Source organism: Nonomuraea sp. NPDC048892 (assembly GCF_040649735.1).
GTDB lineage: Bacteria > Actinomycetota > Actinomycetes > Streptosporangiales > Streptosporangiaceae > Nonomuraea > Nonomuraea maheshkhaliensis.
Map to the genome: position 1 here is coordinate 1 of NZ_JBEZFZ010000060.1, position 14,729 is coordinate 14,729.

General features: G+C 71.9%; 18 protein-coding genes. 12 read left to right on the plus strand and 6 right to left on the minus strand.

Annotation, left to right across the window (positions count from 1 at the left end; all coding sequences use genetic code 11):
* The first annotated feature begins 95 nt into the window (after positions 1-95).
* The 6 genes from AB0C28_RS55685 to AB0C28_RS55710 all read left to right on the plus strand — a co-directional run bounded on the left by AB0C28_RS55685 (position 96) and on the right by AB0C28_RS55710 (position 3,151).
* Positions 96-578 (plus strand): ATP-binding protein, encoded by a 483-nt coding sequence (locus AB0C28_RS55685; protein ID WP_358085585.1) that lies wholly within the window; start codon positions 96-98, stop codon positions 576-578.
* Complete coding sequence (locus AB0C28_RS55690) at positions 578-754, plus strand: PLDc N-terminal domain-containing protein (RefSeq protein ID WP_358085587.1); 177 nt, start codon at positions 578-580, stop codon at positions 752-754. Before AB0C28_RS55685 ends, AB0C28_RS55690 begins: the two co-directional genes overlap by 1 nt.
* Before the next feature lie 46 nt (positions 755-800).
* A complete protein-coding gene (locus AB0C28_RS55695) occupies positions 801-1,385 on the plus strand; it encodes a hypothetical protein (RefSeq protein WP_358085590.1) in 585 nt (194 codons plus the stop codon).
* A 123-nt stretch (positions 1,386-1,508) separates the two neighbouring features.
* Positions 1,509-2,201 carry a universal stress protein gene (locus AB0C28_RS55700; RefSeq protein ID WP_358085593.1) on the plus strand — a complete coding sequence of 231 codons (693 nt, stop codon included), beginning with the start codon at positions 1,509-1,511 and terminating at the stop codon, positions 2,199-2,201.
* A gap of 222 nt (positions 2,202-2,423) precedes the next feature.
* The gene (locus AB0C28_RS55705) at positions 2,424-2,636 is read left to right on the plus strand and encodes a hypothetical protein (RefSeq protein ID WP_358085596.1); all 213 of its coding nucleotides are present in this window, start codon (positions 2,424-2,426) and stop codon (positions 2,634-2,636) included.
* Positions 2,637-2,782: 146 nt separating this feature from the next.
* Entirely contained in the window at positions 2,783-3,151 is a 369-nt protein-coding gene (locus tag AB0C28_RS55710; RefSeq protein WP_358085599.1) for a spore germination protein GerW family protein, read from the plus strand.
* Between the two features lie 456 nt (positions 3,152-3,607).
* Here the strand turns inward: AB0C28_RS55710 and AB0C28_RS55715 are convergent, their stop codons facing one another.
* Positions 3,608-4,219: a hypothetical protein gene (locus AB0C28_RS55715; protein ID WP_358085602.1), complete on the minus strand. Its 612-nt coding sequence runs from the start codon at positions 4,217-4,219 to the stop codon at positions 3,608-3,610.
* Between the two features lie 205 nt (positions 4,220-4,424).
* Between AB0C28_RS55715 and AB0C28_RS55720 the strand changes: the two genes are divergently transcribed.
* From AB0C28_RS55720 to AB0C28_RS55730, 3 genes are all read left to right on the plus strand, one after another.
* Positions 4,425-5,180, plus strand: coding sequence for an HPF/RaiA family ribosome-associated protein (locus AB0C28_RS55720; protein WP_358085604.1), 756 nt, complete (start codon positions 4,425-4,427; stop codon positions 5,178-5,180).
* A gap of 138 nt (positions 5,181-5,318) precedes the next feature.
* Positions 5,319-6,221: an ABC transporter ATP-binding protein gene (locus tag AB0C28_RS55725; RefSeq protein WP_358085607.1), complete on the plus strand. Its 903-nt coding sequence runs from the start codon at positions 5,319-5,321 to the stop codon at positions 6,219-6,221.
* Positions 6,218-7,795: an ABC transporter permease gene (locus AB0C28_RS55730; RefSeq protein WP_358085610.1), complete on the plus strand. Its 1,578-nt coding sequence runs from the start codon at positions 6,218-6,220 to the stop codon at positions 7,793-7,795. Before AB0C28_RS55725 ends, AB0C28_RS55730 begins: the two co-directional genes overlap by 4 nt.
* 268 nt (positions 7,796-8,063) lie before the next feature.
* On the opposite strand, the gene AB0C28_RS55735 is transcribed toward AB0C28_RS55730, so the two are convergent.
* The 5 genes from AB0C28_RS55735 to AB0C28_RS55755 form a co-directional block, all read right to left on the minus strand.
* The gene (locus tag AB0C28_RS55735) at positions 8,064-8,210 is read right to left on the minus strand and encodes a hypothetical protein (RefSeq protein WP_358085612.1); all 147 of its coding nucleotides are present in this window, start codon (positions 8,208-8,210) and stop codon (positions 8,064-8,066) included.
* A 213-nt stretch (positions 8,211-8,423) separates the two neighbouring features.
* Positions 8,424-9,050 carry a hypothetical protein gene (locus AB0C28_RS55740; RefSeq protein WP_358085614.1) on the minus strand — a complete coding sequence of 209 codons (627 nt, stop codon included), beginning with the start codon at positions 9,048-9,050 and terminating at the stop codon, positions 8,424-8,426.
* 131 nt (positions 9,051-9,181) lie between these two features.
* Entirely contained in the window at positions 9,182-9,841 is a 660-nt protein-coding gene (locus tag AB0C28_RS55745; RefSeq protein ID WP_358085617.1) for a pyridoxamine 5'-phosphate oxidase family protein, read from the minus strand.
* On the minus strand, positions 9,838-12,087 hold the full coding sequence (locus tag AB0C28_RS55750; protein ID WP_358085619.1) for a glycosyl hydrolase family 65 protein: 2,250 nt from the start codon (positions 12,085-12,087) through the stop codon (positions 9,838-9,840). The genes AB0C28_RS55745 and AB0C28_RS55750 overlap by 4 nt, the downstream gene beginning before the upstream one ends.
* Positions 12,084-12,833: an HAD-IA family hydrolase gene (locus tag AB0C28_RS55755; protein WP_326641188.1), complete on the minus strand. Its 750-nt coding sequence runs from the start codon at positions 12,831-12,833 to the stop codon at positions 12,084-12,086. Before AB0C28_RS55755 ends, AB0C28_RS55750 begins: the two co-directional genes overlap by 4 nt.
* Positions 12,834-13,078: 245 nt before the next feature.
* On the opposite strand from AB0C28_RS55755, the gene AB0C28_RS55760 reads away from it, so the two are divergent.
* From AB0C28_RS55760 to AB0C28_RS55770, 3 genes are all read left to right on the plus strand, one after another.
* Positions 13,079-13,915: a universal stress protein gene (locus tag AB0C28_RS55760; RefSeq protein ID WP_358085622.1), complete on the plus strand. Its 837-nt coding sequence runs from the start codon at positions 13,079-13,081 to the stop codon at positions 13,913-13,915.
* A 128-nt stretch (positions 13,916-14,043) separates the two neighbouring features.
* Entirely contained in the window at positions 14,044-14,406 is a 363-nt protein-coding gene (locus AB0C28_RS55765; RefSeq protein WP_358085625.1) for a hypothetical protein, read from the plus strand.
* Positions 14,407-14,637: 231 nt separating this feature from the next.
* A partial coding sequence (locus AB0C28_RS55770) for a glyceraldehyde 3-phosphate dehydrogenase NAD-binding domain-containing protein (protein WP_358084133.1) occupies positions 14,638-14,729 on the plus strand: 92 nt, incomplete at its 3' end.

Sequence of the window (14,729 nt, forward strand, 5' to 3'; positions counted from 1 at the left end):
GGCGAGCGGTGACCTGGTCAAGGTGTTCGGCTGGTACGACAACGAGTGGGGCTACGCCAACCGCCTGGTCGAGATGGCCCAGCGGATGGCCTGACATGAAGGCCGTTCTGTTGTTCGCCAGGCACTTCGACGACAGGTGCCTGGCGAGCACCCGCGCCGCCTTCCACCGCGGGGCGTCGGAGCACGGGCTCTCGGGTGAGCGGCTGACGGACTTCCTCATGGCGGTCAACGAATGCGTGATCAACGTGCTGGCGCACGGAGGCGGCCACGGCAGCCTCCGGCTGTGGCGGGAGGACGACGGCCTGCTGTGCGAGGTCGAGGACACAGGGGCGGGCATCCCCGCCCGCACCCTCGCCGAGGGCTCCCTCCCGCCGCCGGGCGCTCCCGGCGGGCGGGGCATCTGGCTGATGCGCCGGCTGGCCGACGAGGTCGGCTTCGTCACGGGTCCGCAGGGCACGATCGTGCGCCTGCGCATGCGGGTGGAGCCCGCCCGGCGGCCCGCGATCGGATCGGGAACAAGTGAGGGGAGAGCTCGATGCGCTGGAACGAGATGTCGAAGAGACGGCAGGGGACGCTGATGGCCCTGGCGTCGGTGGAGGTCGCGCTCACCACGGCGGCCGCGGTGGATCTCTGCTTCCGGCCCGCCGGTGACGTACGCGGGCGCAAGGGCCTCTGGTGGCCGGCGATCTTCATCCAGCCGGTCGGGCCCGTCGCCTACCTGCTGTGGGGGCGGCGGCCAAGGTCCCGGACCTAGGAGCCGGGGACGTGCACACGGCGACCGGCAGCTCGCGGCGGCTGTGGTGGCGCTGGACCAGGGCCGCCACGCTGGGGAGATCGCCGGGTTCGCGGTGCCCGCGGTGACAGGCGTCTGGGTGGCCGCGCCAGGGTGGGAAATGCTGGGCGGCATCGCACCGCTGGTGCGGACCGCATTGATCGTCATGGCCGGGGCCGTGGAGGGCGCTTGCCTCGGCCTGGCGCAGGCGTACGCGCTGCGCATGGCGCTCCCGCGGATCGCCACCCGCGACTGGGTGCGGGCGACGGCGCAGGGCGCGGCCATCGCCTGGACCATCGGCGGGCTGCCGATGGTGCTGGGTGAGTCGTTGCTGAGCTGGCACTCCGCCGTTCTCGGCCTGCTGGGGCTGACGCTGCTGGCGGCCATGGGGCTGCTGCAAGGGCGGCTGTTGCGGCGGCACGTACGCGGGGCGCTGTGGTGGGTGGCCGCGACGGCCGGCTCGTGGCTGGCGGCGCTGGCCGTGTTCATGCTGATCACCACGCCGCTGTGGCAGGAAGGACAGCCGGTCTGGCTGGTCCTCGCCATCGGCGGGCTCGGTGGGGCCGCCATGGCGCTCACGGCGGCAGGGCTGACCGGCGCCGCGCTGGTGTGATTGCCGGCCCATCGAGCTTCCCAGAGGCCAGCGGGGGCCGGTGATGATGACGTGCCGGACGGCCCTCGCCCTTGAGGACCAAGGTCCCTGCCCGCCGGGCCGTGCGCGCGTGAGGCTGGAAGCATGAAGGACATCGTGCTCGGCTATGACGGCTCGGACTTCTCGATGCAGGCCCTGGACTGGGCTCTGGACGAGGCCGAGCTGAGGAAGCTGCCGCTGACCGTCGCCCACGCCTGGCAGTGGCCGTACGGCGACGCGGACGAGGACGCCAAGGCCCACCTGCGCAAGGCGGCCGAACACGTGCTGTGGCACGGCGCCGAGTGCGCCCGCTCCAGCAGCTCGGGCGTGCGCGTCGACACCGATCTGTACGAGGGCCCGGCCGCGCGGCGGCTCGTCGAGATCTCCGCTGGCGCCGAACTCATCGTGGTCGGCTCCCGCGGCCTGAGCGCGCTGCCCCGCGCGGTCGTCGGCTCGGTCGCAGGCTACGTCGCCGCCCACGCCGACTGCCCGGTGATCATCGTACGCGGCCCCGGCCCGCTGCCCGCGCCGACGAACCCCGGCCCGATCGTCGTGGCGGGCAAGGACCCCTCGGCGGCCGTGCTGGAGTTCGCCTTCGGGGAGGCGGCCCTGCGCCAGCTGCCGATCATGTCACCGGCCGACCTGACGGAGCCGGCGGCCCGTCATCCCGGCGTGCGCGTCCGGCCGTACGACAGTAGCGAGCACCCCACGCTCATGGTTGTCGGACGTGAGCGCGGCGCCACGAACTCCCTCCTCCGCCACGCGCCCTGCCCGATCGCGGTGGTCGGCACCTCCTGAGCCGAGCCGGCCGCGGGACCTTGGTCCTGGCCCAAGTCCTGAGAGATGGTGACGTTCGACCGCAGTCCGCGACGGCTCCAGCGGCTGCCATGGAGGTATGTCATCTCGCAGGAACGACCGCGCCGGCCACCGTGCCCGAGCTGCGGGTCCGGATGGCGCGCGGCCACATGCGCACCCGGCCGGGCCGCTTCGAGCCCGAGTCGGTCCGGAAGGAGGTCTGCCATGACCCCTGAACTATGGGTGCTGCTGCTGATCGCGGTGGTGGCCGCCTACACACTGGGCACCTACCGGCAGGCCGCCAGGGACGCCCATGACCGGTTCGTCGGCTATCGGCATCGGGTGGTCGGCGGCTTCACCGCGTGGATCAAGGACCTCGTCATGTACGGGCTCATCCTGGCCGGCGTGGGGGTGGTGCTGTACGTCCTCATCCGGTGACCAACGGCACCGTGTCCGGGACCCTGGGGACCTTCGTCCCTATCCAGAGGGCGGTGGCGACGCCCACGATGAGGAAAGGACGCGCCTCGTTCAGGACCGTTGTCAGGACGACGCGCAACACCTCGTCATCGAATCAAGGAGGAGCGATGGACGGTATCGACGTGAGCGGCACGGTCAAAGAGGTGGCGCGGGTCGAGCGGGTCTTCGGCGAACCGGTCGTGCGGAACGGCGTCACCGTCATCCCGGTTGCCCGCATCGGCGGCGGAGGTGGCAGCGGCAGCGGCAGCGGCAAGCAGGAGGGTGAGCGGCCGGGCGAGGGCAACGGCGGCGGGTTCGGCCTCGGCGCCGCACCGGCGGGCGTGTTCGTCGTCAAGGACGAAGACGTGCGCTGGCGACCGGCCGTCGACATCAACAAGATCATCGTTGGTGGGCAGGTGGTCGCCGTCGTCGCCCTGCTGACCGCGCGGGCCATCGTCCGGGCGCGGTCCGCCACGTGTGCGCACAAGCGGCGGTGACTTCCGGTCCCGGGTCCGCTTCAGGCCTCGGAGCAGGTCGAACGGGGCGAGCGGACGCGGGACCAACGGGCTCGGTACGGCGTGGAAGCTCATGCCACGCGCCGACGACGGGTGGAAGAGTCGGATCCTGTCGAACTGCTCACCGCTGTTCCGGTGAACGCAGCCACACGCGCGCCGCGTTACGCGTGATCGCCTTCAGCCAGGCTACGGCCGCGGCGGGTCGCGCGGATCGTCCAGCCGTGGCAGGTCCTGTGCAACACGACTCCGACCCTGGCGCCCACGCTGGTCGTCGCCGGCCGGTACGACTGGGTGTGCCCGCCCGTAGCCAGTCGTGTCGTGGCCGGGCGGATCCCCGACGCCAAGCCGGTGGAGGTGGCCGAGGCGGAACACTTCGTTTTCTCGGAGCTTCTTAGAACGCGGTCCGCGCCTTCATGGCCTGGGGCCCCGTGGCTGCGTTCAGATTCCGGCCAGGAGCGCCACGTGGGCGACGACGGGGAAGCGGCCGTGGGTCGCCCGCGTGTACGCGCGCGCGGCCTCTTGGCGTACCTCGTCGGCGAGGGCGGGGCAGATCTCGCTCAGGAACGACAGGTACACGTGCACCGCGCCGTCCACCTCGGCGAGCTGCACCTGCGGGCGGGTCCCCGCGGTGCGGAGCAGCGGGCGCACCGCGTCGGCGACGGCCCGGCGCGCCGCGGGGCCGGTGGGTGAGACCGCTTGCGCGCAGGTCGTGACCAGGTCGGCCGGGTGGCAGGTGGAGACGAGCTCGTTCAGCGCCGTCCCCTCGGGCGGGGTGCCGGCCACCAGGACGGGGACCTGCGTGCGCAGGGCGCACATGACCCCGGCCTCTCTGAGGGTGAACGGTCCCGGACTCAGCCTGATGTCCACCAGCAGGTCGACGTCCCCGTCGGCCAGCGGGCAGTGGCCGCCTGGCCGCATCCCGGCGCACGGTGCGGGGGAGGGCCGCGCCTCAGATGGGTGGCAGTGGGCCACGTCGTGTTCGTCGAGGGCCAGCAGTGCCGCGGCCACCGCACCATGGGAGGGGGCCGATTCCGTCATGAGGATTCGCATGTGGCCACCCTGTCGCTCGCCGTCGTTCGGGAGCAGGGGCCAAAGTCCCTACGGCACTCGGCAATGGGCATCCCTTCGGTCCCTTTCGTCCCTGCTTTCGCAGGGGCCGATGTCGGCGCGGAGCGGGACCAAAGTCCCTGGTGGTCGCATTCGGACTGGTCAGAGGGTGAAGGCAGCACTAACGGAACGAAGAAGGTGGCTACGCATGAGGCACAGGCCCATCGCTCTCGACCCCGCCGAGGTGCAGGTCAAGATCAGCGGCGGGATCCGGTCCGGCGACGTACGCCGGGCCAGGGAGATCGTGGCCGATCTGGCCAGGCTCGCGCACGAGCCGGTGCTCGACGCCCGGATCAAGCTCACCCACGAGCCCGGATCGCGGGACGCGGCCAAGCGGTGCACCGCCCGGGCCGTGCTGGACGTCCAGGGGCGGCTCATCAGGGCGGAGGCCGGCGCCCGGACCACGCGTGCTGCCATCCACCTGCTCGCGGACAGACTCCGGGCGCGCCTGCTTGAGGCCACCAGGGACTGGGAGAACCGCAGGGGCCGCCACCACGGGCGCCGCTTATCGCCGGACCGGTCGGACAAGGAGCGGCGGATCGTACGGACCTTCGCCACGGGTCGCGCGCTACCCGACGAGGCGGTGGTGGACATGGTGGACCTCGACCATGACTTCCTGCTGTTCACCGAGGCCACGACGGGCCAGGACAGCGTCGTGCACCGGATCCGCGACGGCTACCGGCTCGCTCAGCTCGTGCCACGGCCGGATCTGCCGGCCCCGATATGCGCGGCGATCTCGATCAGCCCGTTGCCCGCTCCGCGGCTCACCGTGGAGCAGGCCGTCGAACGGCTGGAGCTGACCGGGTCGCGGTTCGTCTTCTTCGCCGACGCGGAGACGGGAGCCGGCTGTGTGGTCCACCAACGCGACGACGGGGATTACGGGCTGGTCGTCACCGTTCACTGAGGTGACTCCCGCAGGAACTCGGAGTCAAGGCTCGCGGGCTCTCCCTGCCAGGCCCTCGTCGAGGGCCGAGGTTGTGCCTTTCGGCCCTGCCGCCGGCGGCCCTCGCGCAGGACGTTCAAGGGGACGGAAGGAGCCGACATGTCACCGGTGATCGTCGAGGGACTGCGGAAGAGCTACGGGGCGGTGAAGGCCGTCGACGACGTGAGCTTCACCGTCGCGCGAGGCGAGGTGTTCGCGCTGCTCGGACCGAACGGCGCGGGCAAGACGACCACCGTGGAGATCCTGGAGGGACACCGCGGCAGGGACGGCGGCCAGGTGTCGGTGCTCGGCTTCGATCCGGCCACCGGCGGCCGCGCCTACCGCGAGCACATCGGCATCGTGCTGCAGGAGGCCGGGTTCGAGGACGAGTTCTCCGTCGCCGAGCTGGTCCGGCTCTACGCCGGTTTCTACCCGCGTCCCCGTGACCCGTACGAGGTGATCGAGCAGGTCGGGCTCCAGGACAAGCGCGACGCCCGCGTCCGCACGCTCTCCGGCGGGCAGCGCCGCCGCCTGGACCTCGCCCTCGGCTTGGTCGGCCGGCCCGAGGTGCTGTTCCTGGACGAGCCCACCACCGGTTTCGACCCGGCCGCCCGGCACCATGCCTGGGAGCTGATCGACGGGTTGCGCGCCTCCGGCACCACCATTCTGCTCACCACCCACTACATGGACGAGGCGCAGCACCTGGCCGACCGCGTGGCCGTGCTGCGCGGGGGGCGGCTGGTCGCGATCGGCTCGCCGGACACGCTCGTGGCGGGGGAGAGCGCCAGCGTGCTGTCCTTCCGCCTTCCGGAGGGCACGGCCGCCGCCGATCTGCCTGCCCTGGCCGGCCGCGTCGAGATGCACGGTCCCGTGGTGTCGGTCGAGACCACGCGACCGGCCGCGGACATGCACGCCCTGACCGGCTGGGCGCTGGACCGCGGCACCGAGCTGACCTCCCTGACGCTGACCCGGCCGTCGCTGGAGGACGTCTACCTCGACCTGGTGAGCGAGGCGACATCATGATCCCCAACCTGGTCCGGCACGACGTCGTCGCCTTCTTCCGCAGCCCGGCCGCGGTGGTTTTCACCGTGGCGATGCCGCTGCTGATGACGGTGATCGTGGGCGCGGCCGTGGGCAACCAGATCGTGGACGCCCGTACGGGGGTGCGGGTGATGCAGTTCGTCGTCCCCGTCATGGCGGTGTTCGGCGTCGCCCAGGTCTGCTTCGGCACGCTGGCCATCCGTCTGTCCGACCTGCGCGACCGAGGCTGGCTGAAGCGGCTGCGCGGCACTCCCGTGCCCGCCTGGGCCGTGCTGACCGGGCTCGTCGGGGCGTCACTGGTGGTCGCCGTGGTGACGGTCGCACTCCTGCTGACGGCGGGCCTGATCTTCTACGACGTGCAGATGGTCTGGCGGGCGCTGCCCGCGCTGCTGCTCACCCTGCTGGCCGGCGCTGCCTGCTTCACCGCGCTCGGCTTCGCCATGGTCGCGCTCGTCCGCGATGGGGCGGCGGTTCAGTTGCTCGGCACCGGGCTGCTGCTGGCGCTGGCGTTCGTCTCCGACATCATGCTGGTCGGCGCCCGGCTGCCCGCCTGGCTGGACGCCATCGGGTGGATCTTCCCGTTGCGGCACCTGGCCAACGCCGTCCGCGACGCCATGAACCCGCTGCTACCCGGAACCGGTTTCCGCGGCGGTCATCTGGCGGTGCTGGCGGCGTGGGGGATCGGCGCCGTTGTCGTGGCCGTGTGGCGCTTCCGCTGGGAACGGCCCCCCACCCGCACCCCCGCGGCCGGCGTGGCCCGCCCATGGACCGCCCGGCGGGGACGGCCCGCGGCGTGGCGGCTGGTGATCGACCAGGTCGCGCACGCAGTGGTCAGACTGCGCCGCGACCCGTCCACGGCGTTCTTCACCATGATCCTGCCGGTACTGCTCCTGGCGTTGATCTCGCTCATCTTCGGGGAGGTCCAGGTGTCGGGCGTGCGACTGCCGGCGTTCATGCTCGGCGCCATGATCACCTACACCGTGGGCGTCGCCTCGTACGTCAACCTCGCCGAGCGAACCGCCGGCGACCGGGAACGCGGCGTGCTCAAACGGCTCTCCGGAACCCCGCTCCCCGCCTGGGCCTACCAGGCGGGCAACCTCGTCACCGCGCTGCTGGTCACCTCGGTGACCGCCGCCGTGCTCGCCACCGTGGCCGTCCTCGGCTTCGGGGTGCGGATCGAGCCCGCCATGATCGCCGGGATGCTCGGCGCGATCGCTGCCGGGGTCGCGTGCTTCACGGTGCTCGGCGCGCTGGTGGTGGCGTTCGTCCGCAAACAGCAGACCGTCGGCGCGCTCACCCTGGGCACCTTCCTGCCGCTGGCCTTCGTCTCCGACGTGTTCGTCATGGGCGGAGACCTGCCCGGAGTGCTGAGCATCGTCGGCGACCTCTTCCCGCTCAAGCATCTCTCCCACACGCTGCTCGCCGTGCTGGACCCGGCAGGCCGGCCATGGCCGTGGGCCGACCTGGCCGTGATCGCCGCCTGGACGCTCGCCGCAGCGGCGGTGCTGGCCCTGAAGGAAGGCAGCTGGACGGCCGTCCGGCGAGCAGCGGCCTGACGCGATGGTGACCAAGGTTCTCTGCGGCGCATCGTCCCGTCGACTCCCTTGCCGGCCAGGCATGAGTGGACTGGCTGTTCATGCTCGGCCTGCTCGGCATCGGCACCACCCTCGGCCTGGGCAACCTGCCCATCGTCAAGCAGACCGCCTGGCTCAAGTAGTGAGTAACTCGGCGTGCGATGCCCGGCCGGGGGCGTGACGGTTTCCGACGCACCGATATCTGAGTGGAACGCATCGTGATCAGCTCTCCGCCCGGCGGCGGGGCCTGCTAGGTGTGGGTACCGGTGTGCGTGTCGCCTCTCGGCGAAAGGCTCAACGCGGCTCCAGCCGACTTGTCGTCGGACAGGTTGATCACGCAGTTGGAGATGACCACGTCCACCTGGCGGTCGGGCAGCGGCACCCGTTCGATATTCATCGTCCATCGACGATATTCGATGCCTCGCAGATGCGGAAGCTGCGGCGGATGGCGCTACGAAACGGCGGTACCGTCCACCTGCCGGCCCCGGCTCCTGGACGGCAGCACGCGTACCCACGGTCGCGGCCTGTCGCCCGGCTCGGTGGGTCAGGTCATGGTGCACCACGGCCCCTGCCCGGTCGACTGGGTGCACAGTCGAGAACCACCGGCCCGTCAGGGCTTGTGGGCGGCTGTCTCGGCCAGGGTCTTGATGGTCGTCAGTTGCCTGCGGGTGATCAGGAAGTCCGCCGACTCCGACAGCAGCAGGTAGACCAGCCCTGGCAGGCCGGGCCGACAGTGCAGACGCTGGCGGAAGAGCAGGCGCGTGTGTTCCTCTCCGCCGAGCAGCACGATCGCCCAGCTCACCGTCACGTGGAAGGCCCGGATCGCCAGGACGAGTTCGCGCCCGGGGACGATGCGCTCCACCGTGTAACCGCCGTCCACGGGCGGTGTCGGCAGCAGATCTCCGATCTGGAGGCGTTGCAGGCCGGGCAGGAGGTGATCGGCGCTGGGGTGGTTGTCGTTGGTGATGTGGTCGTAGGCGTACCAGCCGGCGCGGGGATGGCCGCCCATCTGCGCGAGCCAGGGCCACACCGCTTCGGGCAGGGCGTCGATGGTGATGGCGCGGGTGGCGGCGACATGCGGTCGCGGGACGATGTCGTCGCCGGGGAGCGGCCGGGTGGTCTCGCCGCGGGTCGCGCCCCAGCACAGCAGTCGTGGCCGGACGAGCAGCAGGTACGCCGCCAGTCCGGCGGCCTTGAGGACGAGCAGCGGTACGAGCAGGCGGCGGGATGGGTTCATACTTCGATGGCACCAGGTCCCGTCGGCGGGTGGCAGGGGCGAAAGGCGGAGGTCGGCGGGCCGATGGTCCCTGGTCGCCGTGATCCGGCGTGGGGCAGCTACCGTCGGTCTCCTTCCCAGCGGCCGAGGGATCACAGGCCGTGGATGCGGCGCCCGGTCACCTGCTGCGGGACGATGCGGATGTACAGATGGCGTTCGCCGCCCGCCCACGGCGTGACGCCGGCCTCCGCCACCTTGGCCACCTCGTCGTCCGGCAGGTGGTGGGCGGCGCCTTGGATGAGGACGCTCCAGCCCGCTCGCCGGACCTCGTCGATCCGGTCCACCTGGAAGGCGATCTTGACGTCCACCCCTTCCAGGCCGGTGCGCAGGTCCTGGTCCATCGGGCCGCCGCGGGCGGTGCGGAAGACGACGGCGCCGTCGTGGAACTTGTAGTTGACGGGCAGCACCGTCGGCCCGTGCGAGCCGCTGAACGCGACCCGCCCGATCCCGCCCGGCGCGACCAGGCGCAGGCACTCGTCGGTCTCCAGGACCTCCAGGACGGGTTCGTCCATCGCCGCGCCCTGGCCAGGCGGACGGTCGTGCCCTCCGCCCAGCAGATCCTCGACGGTGGTCTCCAGCGCCTTGGCGAGCCTGGTCACCGTGCCCCGGTCCGGAGTGCCCAGATGGGTCTCCAGATGCTGGATGTATCCCGACGACATGTCGGCGCGTTCGGCGACCTGGTCGAGCGTGAGGCCGAGCCGGTCGCGGAGGTGCTGGATGCGACGTGCGAAGTCGCCGTTGCCGCTGGTCATGATGGTGTCCTCCAGGGAATGGTGGTGTCGGCGCCGCGCGGCAGGGTGATGCCGTCGACGCGGGTACGTACGTGGTCGGCCTCGATGGCGAGCCGCCGGCCCCGGAGGTGGATTGTCAGGGACAGCGACCCGAGCCGCTCGGGCAGCAGCGGTTCGAGGTGCAGGCCGTCGGGCCGTGGCTCCAGGCCCAGGTAGCAGCGCTGCAACATGTCCAGCGTGCCCGCCATGGCGCCGAGGTGGATGCCCTCTGCGGTGGTGCCGCCCTGCACGTCGTGCACGTCGCTGAGCAGCGCCTCGCCGAAGAACTGCCAGGAACGGGCCCGGTCGGAGCGGGCCAGGACCCAGGCGTGGACGACGGCGCTGAGCGTGGAGCCGTGGCTGGTGCGGTCCAGGTAGTAGGAGATCGTCCGGGGGATCAGCCCGGCGTTGGCGGAGTAGCCCAGCCGCTGGAGGATGCCCGTGAGCTCGCCGGCGGTCAGCAGGTAGAACAGCATCAGCGTGTCGGCCTGCTTGGAGGCCTTGTACCGGTTGACGTCGTCGCCGTCCGCCTCCAGCGCCCGGTCCAGGCGGCGCACGCCCTTGTAGCGTCCCCAGTCGAGCTCTTCGAGGTCGGCGTAGCCGGTGAACTGGCTGATGACGCCGTCGTGGAAGTCGACCCGCATGCGCCGGGTGATGTCCGTCCAGCGTTCCGCCTCCTGCGGGCCGGCCAGGCCGAGTTCGAGGGCGCGGGAGAGCAGCCACACGGTCATGACGTTGGTGTAGGCGTTGTTGTCCAGGCCGGGGGCCGGGGCGCCGGGGTAGGCGGTGTGGTACTCGTCCGGTCCCATGACGCCGCGGATCTCGTACCGGCCGGAGAGCGGGTCGAGCACGGTCAGTGAGGCGAAGAAGCGGGCGATGCCGGTGAGCAGTTCGGCGCACCACGGCGGCATGGAGCCGGTGACCAGGTGGTACTGCCACACGTTGTAGGCGATGGCCAGCCCGGCGTGGCGCTGCAGGTGGGAGACGTCCGGCAGCCAGCGGCCCGACTCCGGGTTGAGGTGGAACGTCTGGGTCTCCTCGCGGCCGTCGCTGCCGCTCTGCCAGGGGAACATCGCCCCGTCGAACCCGGCCTCCCGCGCCGCCGCCCTCGCCTCCGGCAGCCGTCGCCAGCGGTAACGCAGCGCGCCGAGCGAGATGTCGGGGAAGCGCAGGTTCAGCCAGGGCAGCACGAACAGTTCGTCCCAGAACACGTGGCCCCGGTACGCCTCGCCGTGCAGGCCGCGGGCGGGTACGCCGGCGTCCAGGTCGGCGGTGTGCGGGCTGAGCGTCTGCAGCAGGTGGAAGACGTGCAGGTGGACGATCTGCGACAGTTCGGGCCCGTCCACGTCCAGCCGGGCCCGCTCCCACAGCCGTTCCCACGCCGCCTCGTGCGCGGCCAGCAGCTCATCGAAGCCGGGCGCCACCTGGACGCGCCGCCGGGCGGCCGTGAGCGGGTCGTGGATGGCCGGGTCGCGGGACGTCACCAGCGCGACGATCTTCGAGACCGTCACCGGCTCGCCCGCGGCCAGCTCCAGCACCAGGTCCGTGTGGATCCGGTCGGGCTCGGCCGACACCGAGCCGGGGACCGGGGCGGCCACGCGCGCCGCCAGCGCCACCGTGATCTGGGACGAGCGGGTCTGCGCCGTCAGCCAGGTCAGCTCGTCGCCGGCGCCGGTGGTGTGGCGGGTCAGGTGGTCGCCGCGCACGTCGCGGTAGCGGGCGACGCCGCGGTTGGTCACCCGTCCGTCCAGGCCGGCCCGGACGCGGAGCGGGCCGGACCAGTTCTCGGCGGTGAACGTGGTCTCCAGCGCGGCCAGCGCCGGATCAGCCATGGACACCAGGCGGCGTTGCCGGACGAGCGTGACGCGGCCGGCGTCGTCACGCCAGCGCAGCGTACGCAGCAGCAGACCGCGCCGCAGGTCGAGCTCCTGCCGGTAGTCCGGCAGGTCGGCCGTGTCCGGGCGGAACCAGTCCGAACCCGGCGTGGCGAAGGTCAGCGGCAGCCAGTCGGGCAGGTTGACCAGGTCCTCGTTCACGACCGTCCGGCCCGCCACCTGTGAGGCGAGCCGGTCGTAGTAGCCCGCCCGATAGGTGCCGGGGGTGCGGGCCAGGCCGTCGGGCGTGGCGCCGCGGGTGGCCCAGCGGCCGTTCCCGAGCGTGCACAGCGCCTCGCGCAGCCCCTCCGAGGCGGGGTCGTACCCCTCGTAGACGAGCGTCCAGGCGTTCACCGCGAACCCACCGGAACACGTCCGGCCACGTCCAGGTCGGCCAGGTCCGGCACCACGACGTCCGCTCCCGCGCGGCGCAGCTCCGCCGCCTGCGATCCGGTCCGGTCGACTCCGACGACCAGCCCGAACCCGCCCCTGCGCCCGGCCTCGACGCCGGGCAGCGCGTCCTCCACGACCACCGCCTCGGACGGGGGCACCTCCAGCCGTCGCGCGGCCTCGAGGAACAGGGCCGGGTCGGGCTTGCCCGGCAGGCCGAGCCGGGCCGAGTCCTCGCCGTCGACCACCACGTCGAACAGGTGGATCAGGCCCGCGGAGCCGACGACCAGGCGGCAGTGGCGGCTGGCCGACACCACCGCGGTCCGGCACCCGCGCCGCCGCAGCTCGTGCACCAGGGCGACGGTCGAGGGGAAGGCGGCGACGCCGTCCTCGGTGACCTGCCGGACGAACAGCGCGTCCTTGGCGAGGCTCAGCCCGTGCACGGTGGGCGCGCCCGGCTCGTCGCCGGGACCGCCCTCGGGCAGCGTGATGCCACGGGAGGCCAGGAAGGTGCGGATCCCGTCGAGCCTCGGCCGGCCGTCCACATGGCGGAGGTAGTCGGCACGGATGTCGAACGGGGCGGAACGGCCGCGCAGGAAACGGTCGAACACGTGCTTCCACGCGGCGGCGTGCACCCGGGCCGTGTCGGTGACGACGCCATCGGTGTCGAAGATCACGGCTCGCAGCCTGGTCAGGTCGAGAGCGGCCATGACGGTGACGCTACCCAGCCGGGACGACCACAGACAGGGCCTTTGGACCTTCGCGCCGCCGACCTCCGGCCCTGCGCGGCTCCGCGCCCACCTGGCGGACCGGCTGAAGACCACCGGCGGAGCGGCTGAAGACCGCCGGCGGGCCGGTTGAGGACCAACGGCGCCTCATCCGGGACCTTGTCCCCGGGTGCGGCTCTCTCCGCCGGACGACGCTGGAGGGGAGAGATCCGATGAGGAGGAGTGTGATGGCTGGACACATCGTCGTGGGCGTGGACGGGTCCATGGCCGCGCAGGCTGCCGTGGCATGGGCGGCGGACGACGCCCGGCGCAGGAATCTGGCTCTGCGCATCGTGCACGTGTGCGAGCAACAGCCGGCGGAGCACGCGGCGGGATACTGCGCGAACACGCTGGCCTTCGCCCGCGACCAGGCCGGGGAACTGGCGGACGGCGTCCCGGTGATCACTGAGCTGCTGGCGGGAAACGTCATCGATCGGCTGCTGGCGGAGTCGGAGACCGCCGACAGCGTGGTCCTGGGCAGCCGGGGACTCGGCGAGTTCAAGGGGTTGCTGGTCGGCTCGGTGAGCCTGGCCGTGGCCGGGCATGCCGCGGGACCGGTCGTGATCGTGCGGGATCCCGAGGGTGCCCGGCATGACCGGGTGGTGGTCGGCTACGACGACTCCGAGCACGCCGAGGCCGCTCTGGAGTACGCCGTCGAACACGCCAGGGCGCATGGAGCGCGCGTGGACGTGCTCCACGCATGGCGTACGCCGGCCTTTTCGCCGTACATGGCCGCATACAACAGCTACCTGGCGAACCTTTACCAAGACGAGGCCCGCGCCGTCGCGGACAGCGTGGCGCGGTGGCGGGAGAAGAACCCCGACATCGAGATCACCCAAGAGACCCTGTCAGGGCATCCGGTCGGTGTCCTGGCCGAAGCCGGGACGACGGCCGGCCTGGTGGTCGTGGGCTCGCGCGGACGAGGCGGCTTCGCCTCCGCCGTCATGGGCTCGATCAGCCACGGCGTTCTTCATCACGTGACCTGCCCCGTCGCCGTGGTGCGGTCACGCGGCCGAGGAGCCTGACCACTCCCGGCGAGCCGAGAGCGGTTCCCCGGCATGACGATCCGCCACTTTCTCCCAGCACCGGGACCAAAGGCACTGGCCAGCGTCGGACGCACGGCGCACGGTCGAAGGGAAAGGAGGTGGCATCGATGAGGCTGACCTGGAAGGACGCCCTGGCGACCGTGGTCGCGGGCGTGAACGTCGCCGTCTACGTCGCCTTCACGCAAGGCGCGGACGTGCCCGTCATCGACAGCGTGCGCGGGGCCGGCGGCACCATCCTGCTGCTCGGCATCATGGGCGGTTGCGCGCTGAGCGCGGCGTCCGAGAGCGAGGGCCTGTACCTGAGGCTGGCCGGCGCACTGGGCGTGATCGCGCTCGTCGCGGGCCTGGCCGGGGTGATTCTGGCCAGCGAACTGGCCCTGGCGGTGCTGTTCTACGCCACCATCGCGCTGTGGCTCGCCGCCACCGTGCGGCACGCGCTCGCCGGCCCGAGAGCGGAGGCGATGAAGTGACGCCCGGCCGAAGGCCCTGAAGAAGGAGCCTTCGGTCTTGGGGACGGGCCCGTGCCAGGCGTGGGCACCGCGGCCCGGCGGGAACCAGGCGGGAGGACACGAGCCTCCTGCCCGAACCCGTTCCTCGCCGCCCGCCAGGACACCAAGGCTTCGAGGCGGAGGGCCGAAGGTCCCCTCAGGTGAGGACGCTCGACTCTGACGGCCCCGCCCGTGCCGCCGGACGATGAGGGTATGAGAATCGGTATCAATGGTTTCGGCCGGATCGGCCGGGCCGTCCTGCGGTGCGCGCTGCGTACCGATCTGGACATCGTCGCTGTCAACGA

What these genes read in the sequence shown, in the direction of transcription:
- AB0C28_RS55685 (WP_358085585.1), top strand. Translation starts at nt 96, where the DNA reads ATGAAGGCCGTTCTGTTGTTCGCCAGGCACTTCGACGACAGGTGCCTG.
- AB0C28_RS55690 (WP_358085587.1), top strand. Translation starts at nt 578, where the DNA reads ATGGCCCTGGCGTCGGTGGAGGTCGCGCTCACCACGGCGGCCGCGGTG.
- AB0C28_RS55700 (WP_358085593.1), top strand. Translation starts at nt 1,509, where the DNA reads ATGAAGGACATCGTGCTCGGCTATGACGGCTCGGACTTCTCGATGCAG.
- AB0C28_RS55705 (WP_358085596.1), top strand. Translation starts at nt 2,424, where the DNA reads ATGACCCCTGAACTATGGGTGCTGCTGCTGATCGCGGTGGTGGCCGCC.
- AB0C28_RS55710 (WP_358085599.1), top strand. Translation starts at nt 2,783, where the DNA reads ATGGACGGTATCGACGTGAGCGGCACGGTCAAAGAGGTGGCGCGGGTC.
- AB0C28_RS55715 (WP_358085602.1), bottom strand. Translation starts at nt 4,219, where the DNA reads ATGCGAATCCTCATGACGGAATCGGCCCCCTCCCATGGTGCGGTGGCC.
- AB0C28_RS55720 (WP_358085604.1), top strand. Translation starts at nt 4,425, where the DNA reads ATGAGGCACAGGCCCATCGCTCTCGACCCCGCCGAGGTGCAGGTCAAG.
- AB0C28_RS55725 (WP_358085607.1), top strand. Translation starts at nt 5,319, where the DNA reads ATGTCACCGGTGATCGTCGAGGGACTGCGGAAGAGCTACGGGGCGGTG.
- AB0C28_RS55730 (WP_358085610.1), top strand. Translation starts at nt 6,218, where the DNA reads ATGATCCCCAACCTGGTCCGGCACGACGTCGTCGCCTTCTTCCGCAGC.
- AB0C28_RS55735 (WP_358085612.1), bottom strand. Translation starts at nt 8,210, where the DNA reads ATGAATATCGAACGGGTGCCGCTGCCCGACCGCCAGGTGGACGTGGTC.
- AB0C28_RS55740 (WP_358085614.1), bottom strand. Translation starts at nt 9,050, where the DNA reads ATGAACCCATCCCGCCGCCTGCTCGTACCGCTGCTCGTCCTCAAGGCC.
- AB0C28_RS55745 (WP_358085617.1), bottom strand. Translation starts at nt 9,841, where the DNA reads ATGACCAGCGGCAACGGCGACTTCGCACGTCGCATCCAGCACCTCCGC.
- AB0C28_RS55755 (WP_326641188.1), bottom strand. Translation starts at nt 12,833, where the DNA reads ATGGCCGCTCTCGACCTGACCAGGCTGCGAGCCGTGATCTTCGACACC.
- AB0C28_RS55760 (WP_358085622.1), top strand. Translation starts at nt 13,079, where the DNA reads ATGGCTGGACACATCGTCGTGGGCGTGGACGGGTCCATGGCCGCGCAG.
- AB0C28_RS55765 (WP_358085625.1), top strand. Translation starts at nt 14,044, where the DNA reads ATGAGGCTGACCTGGAAGGACGCCCTGGCGACCGTGGTCGCGGGCGTG.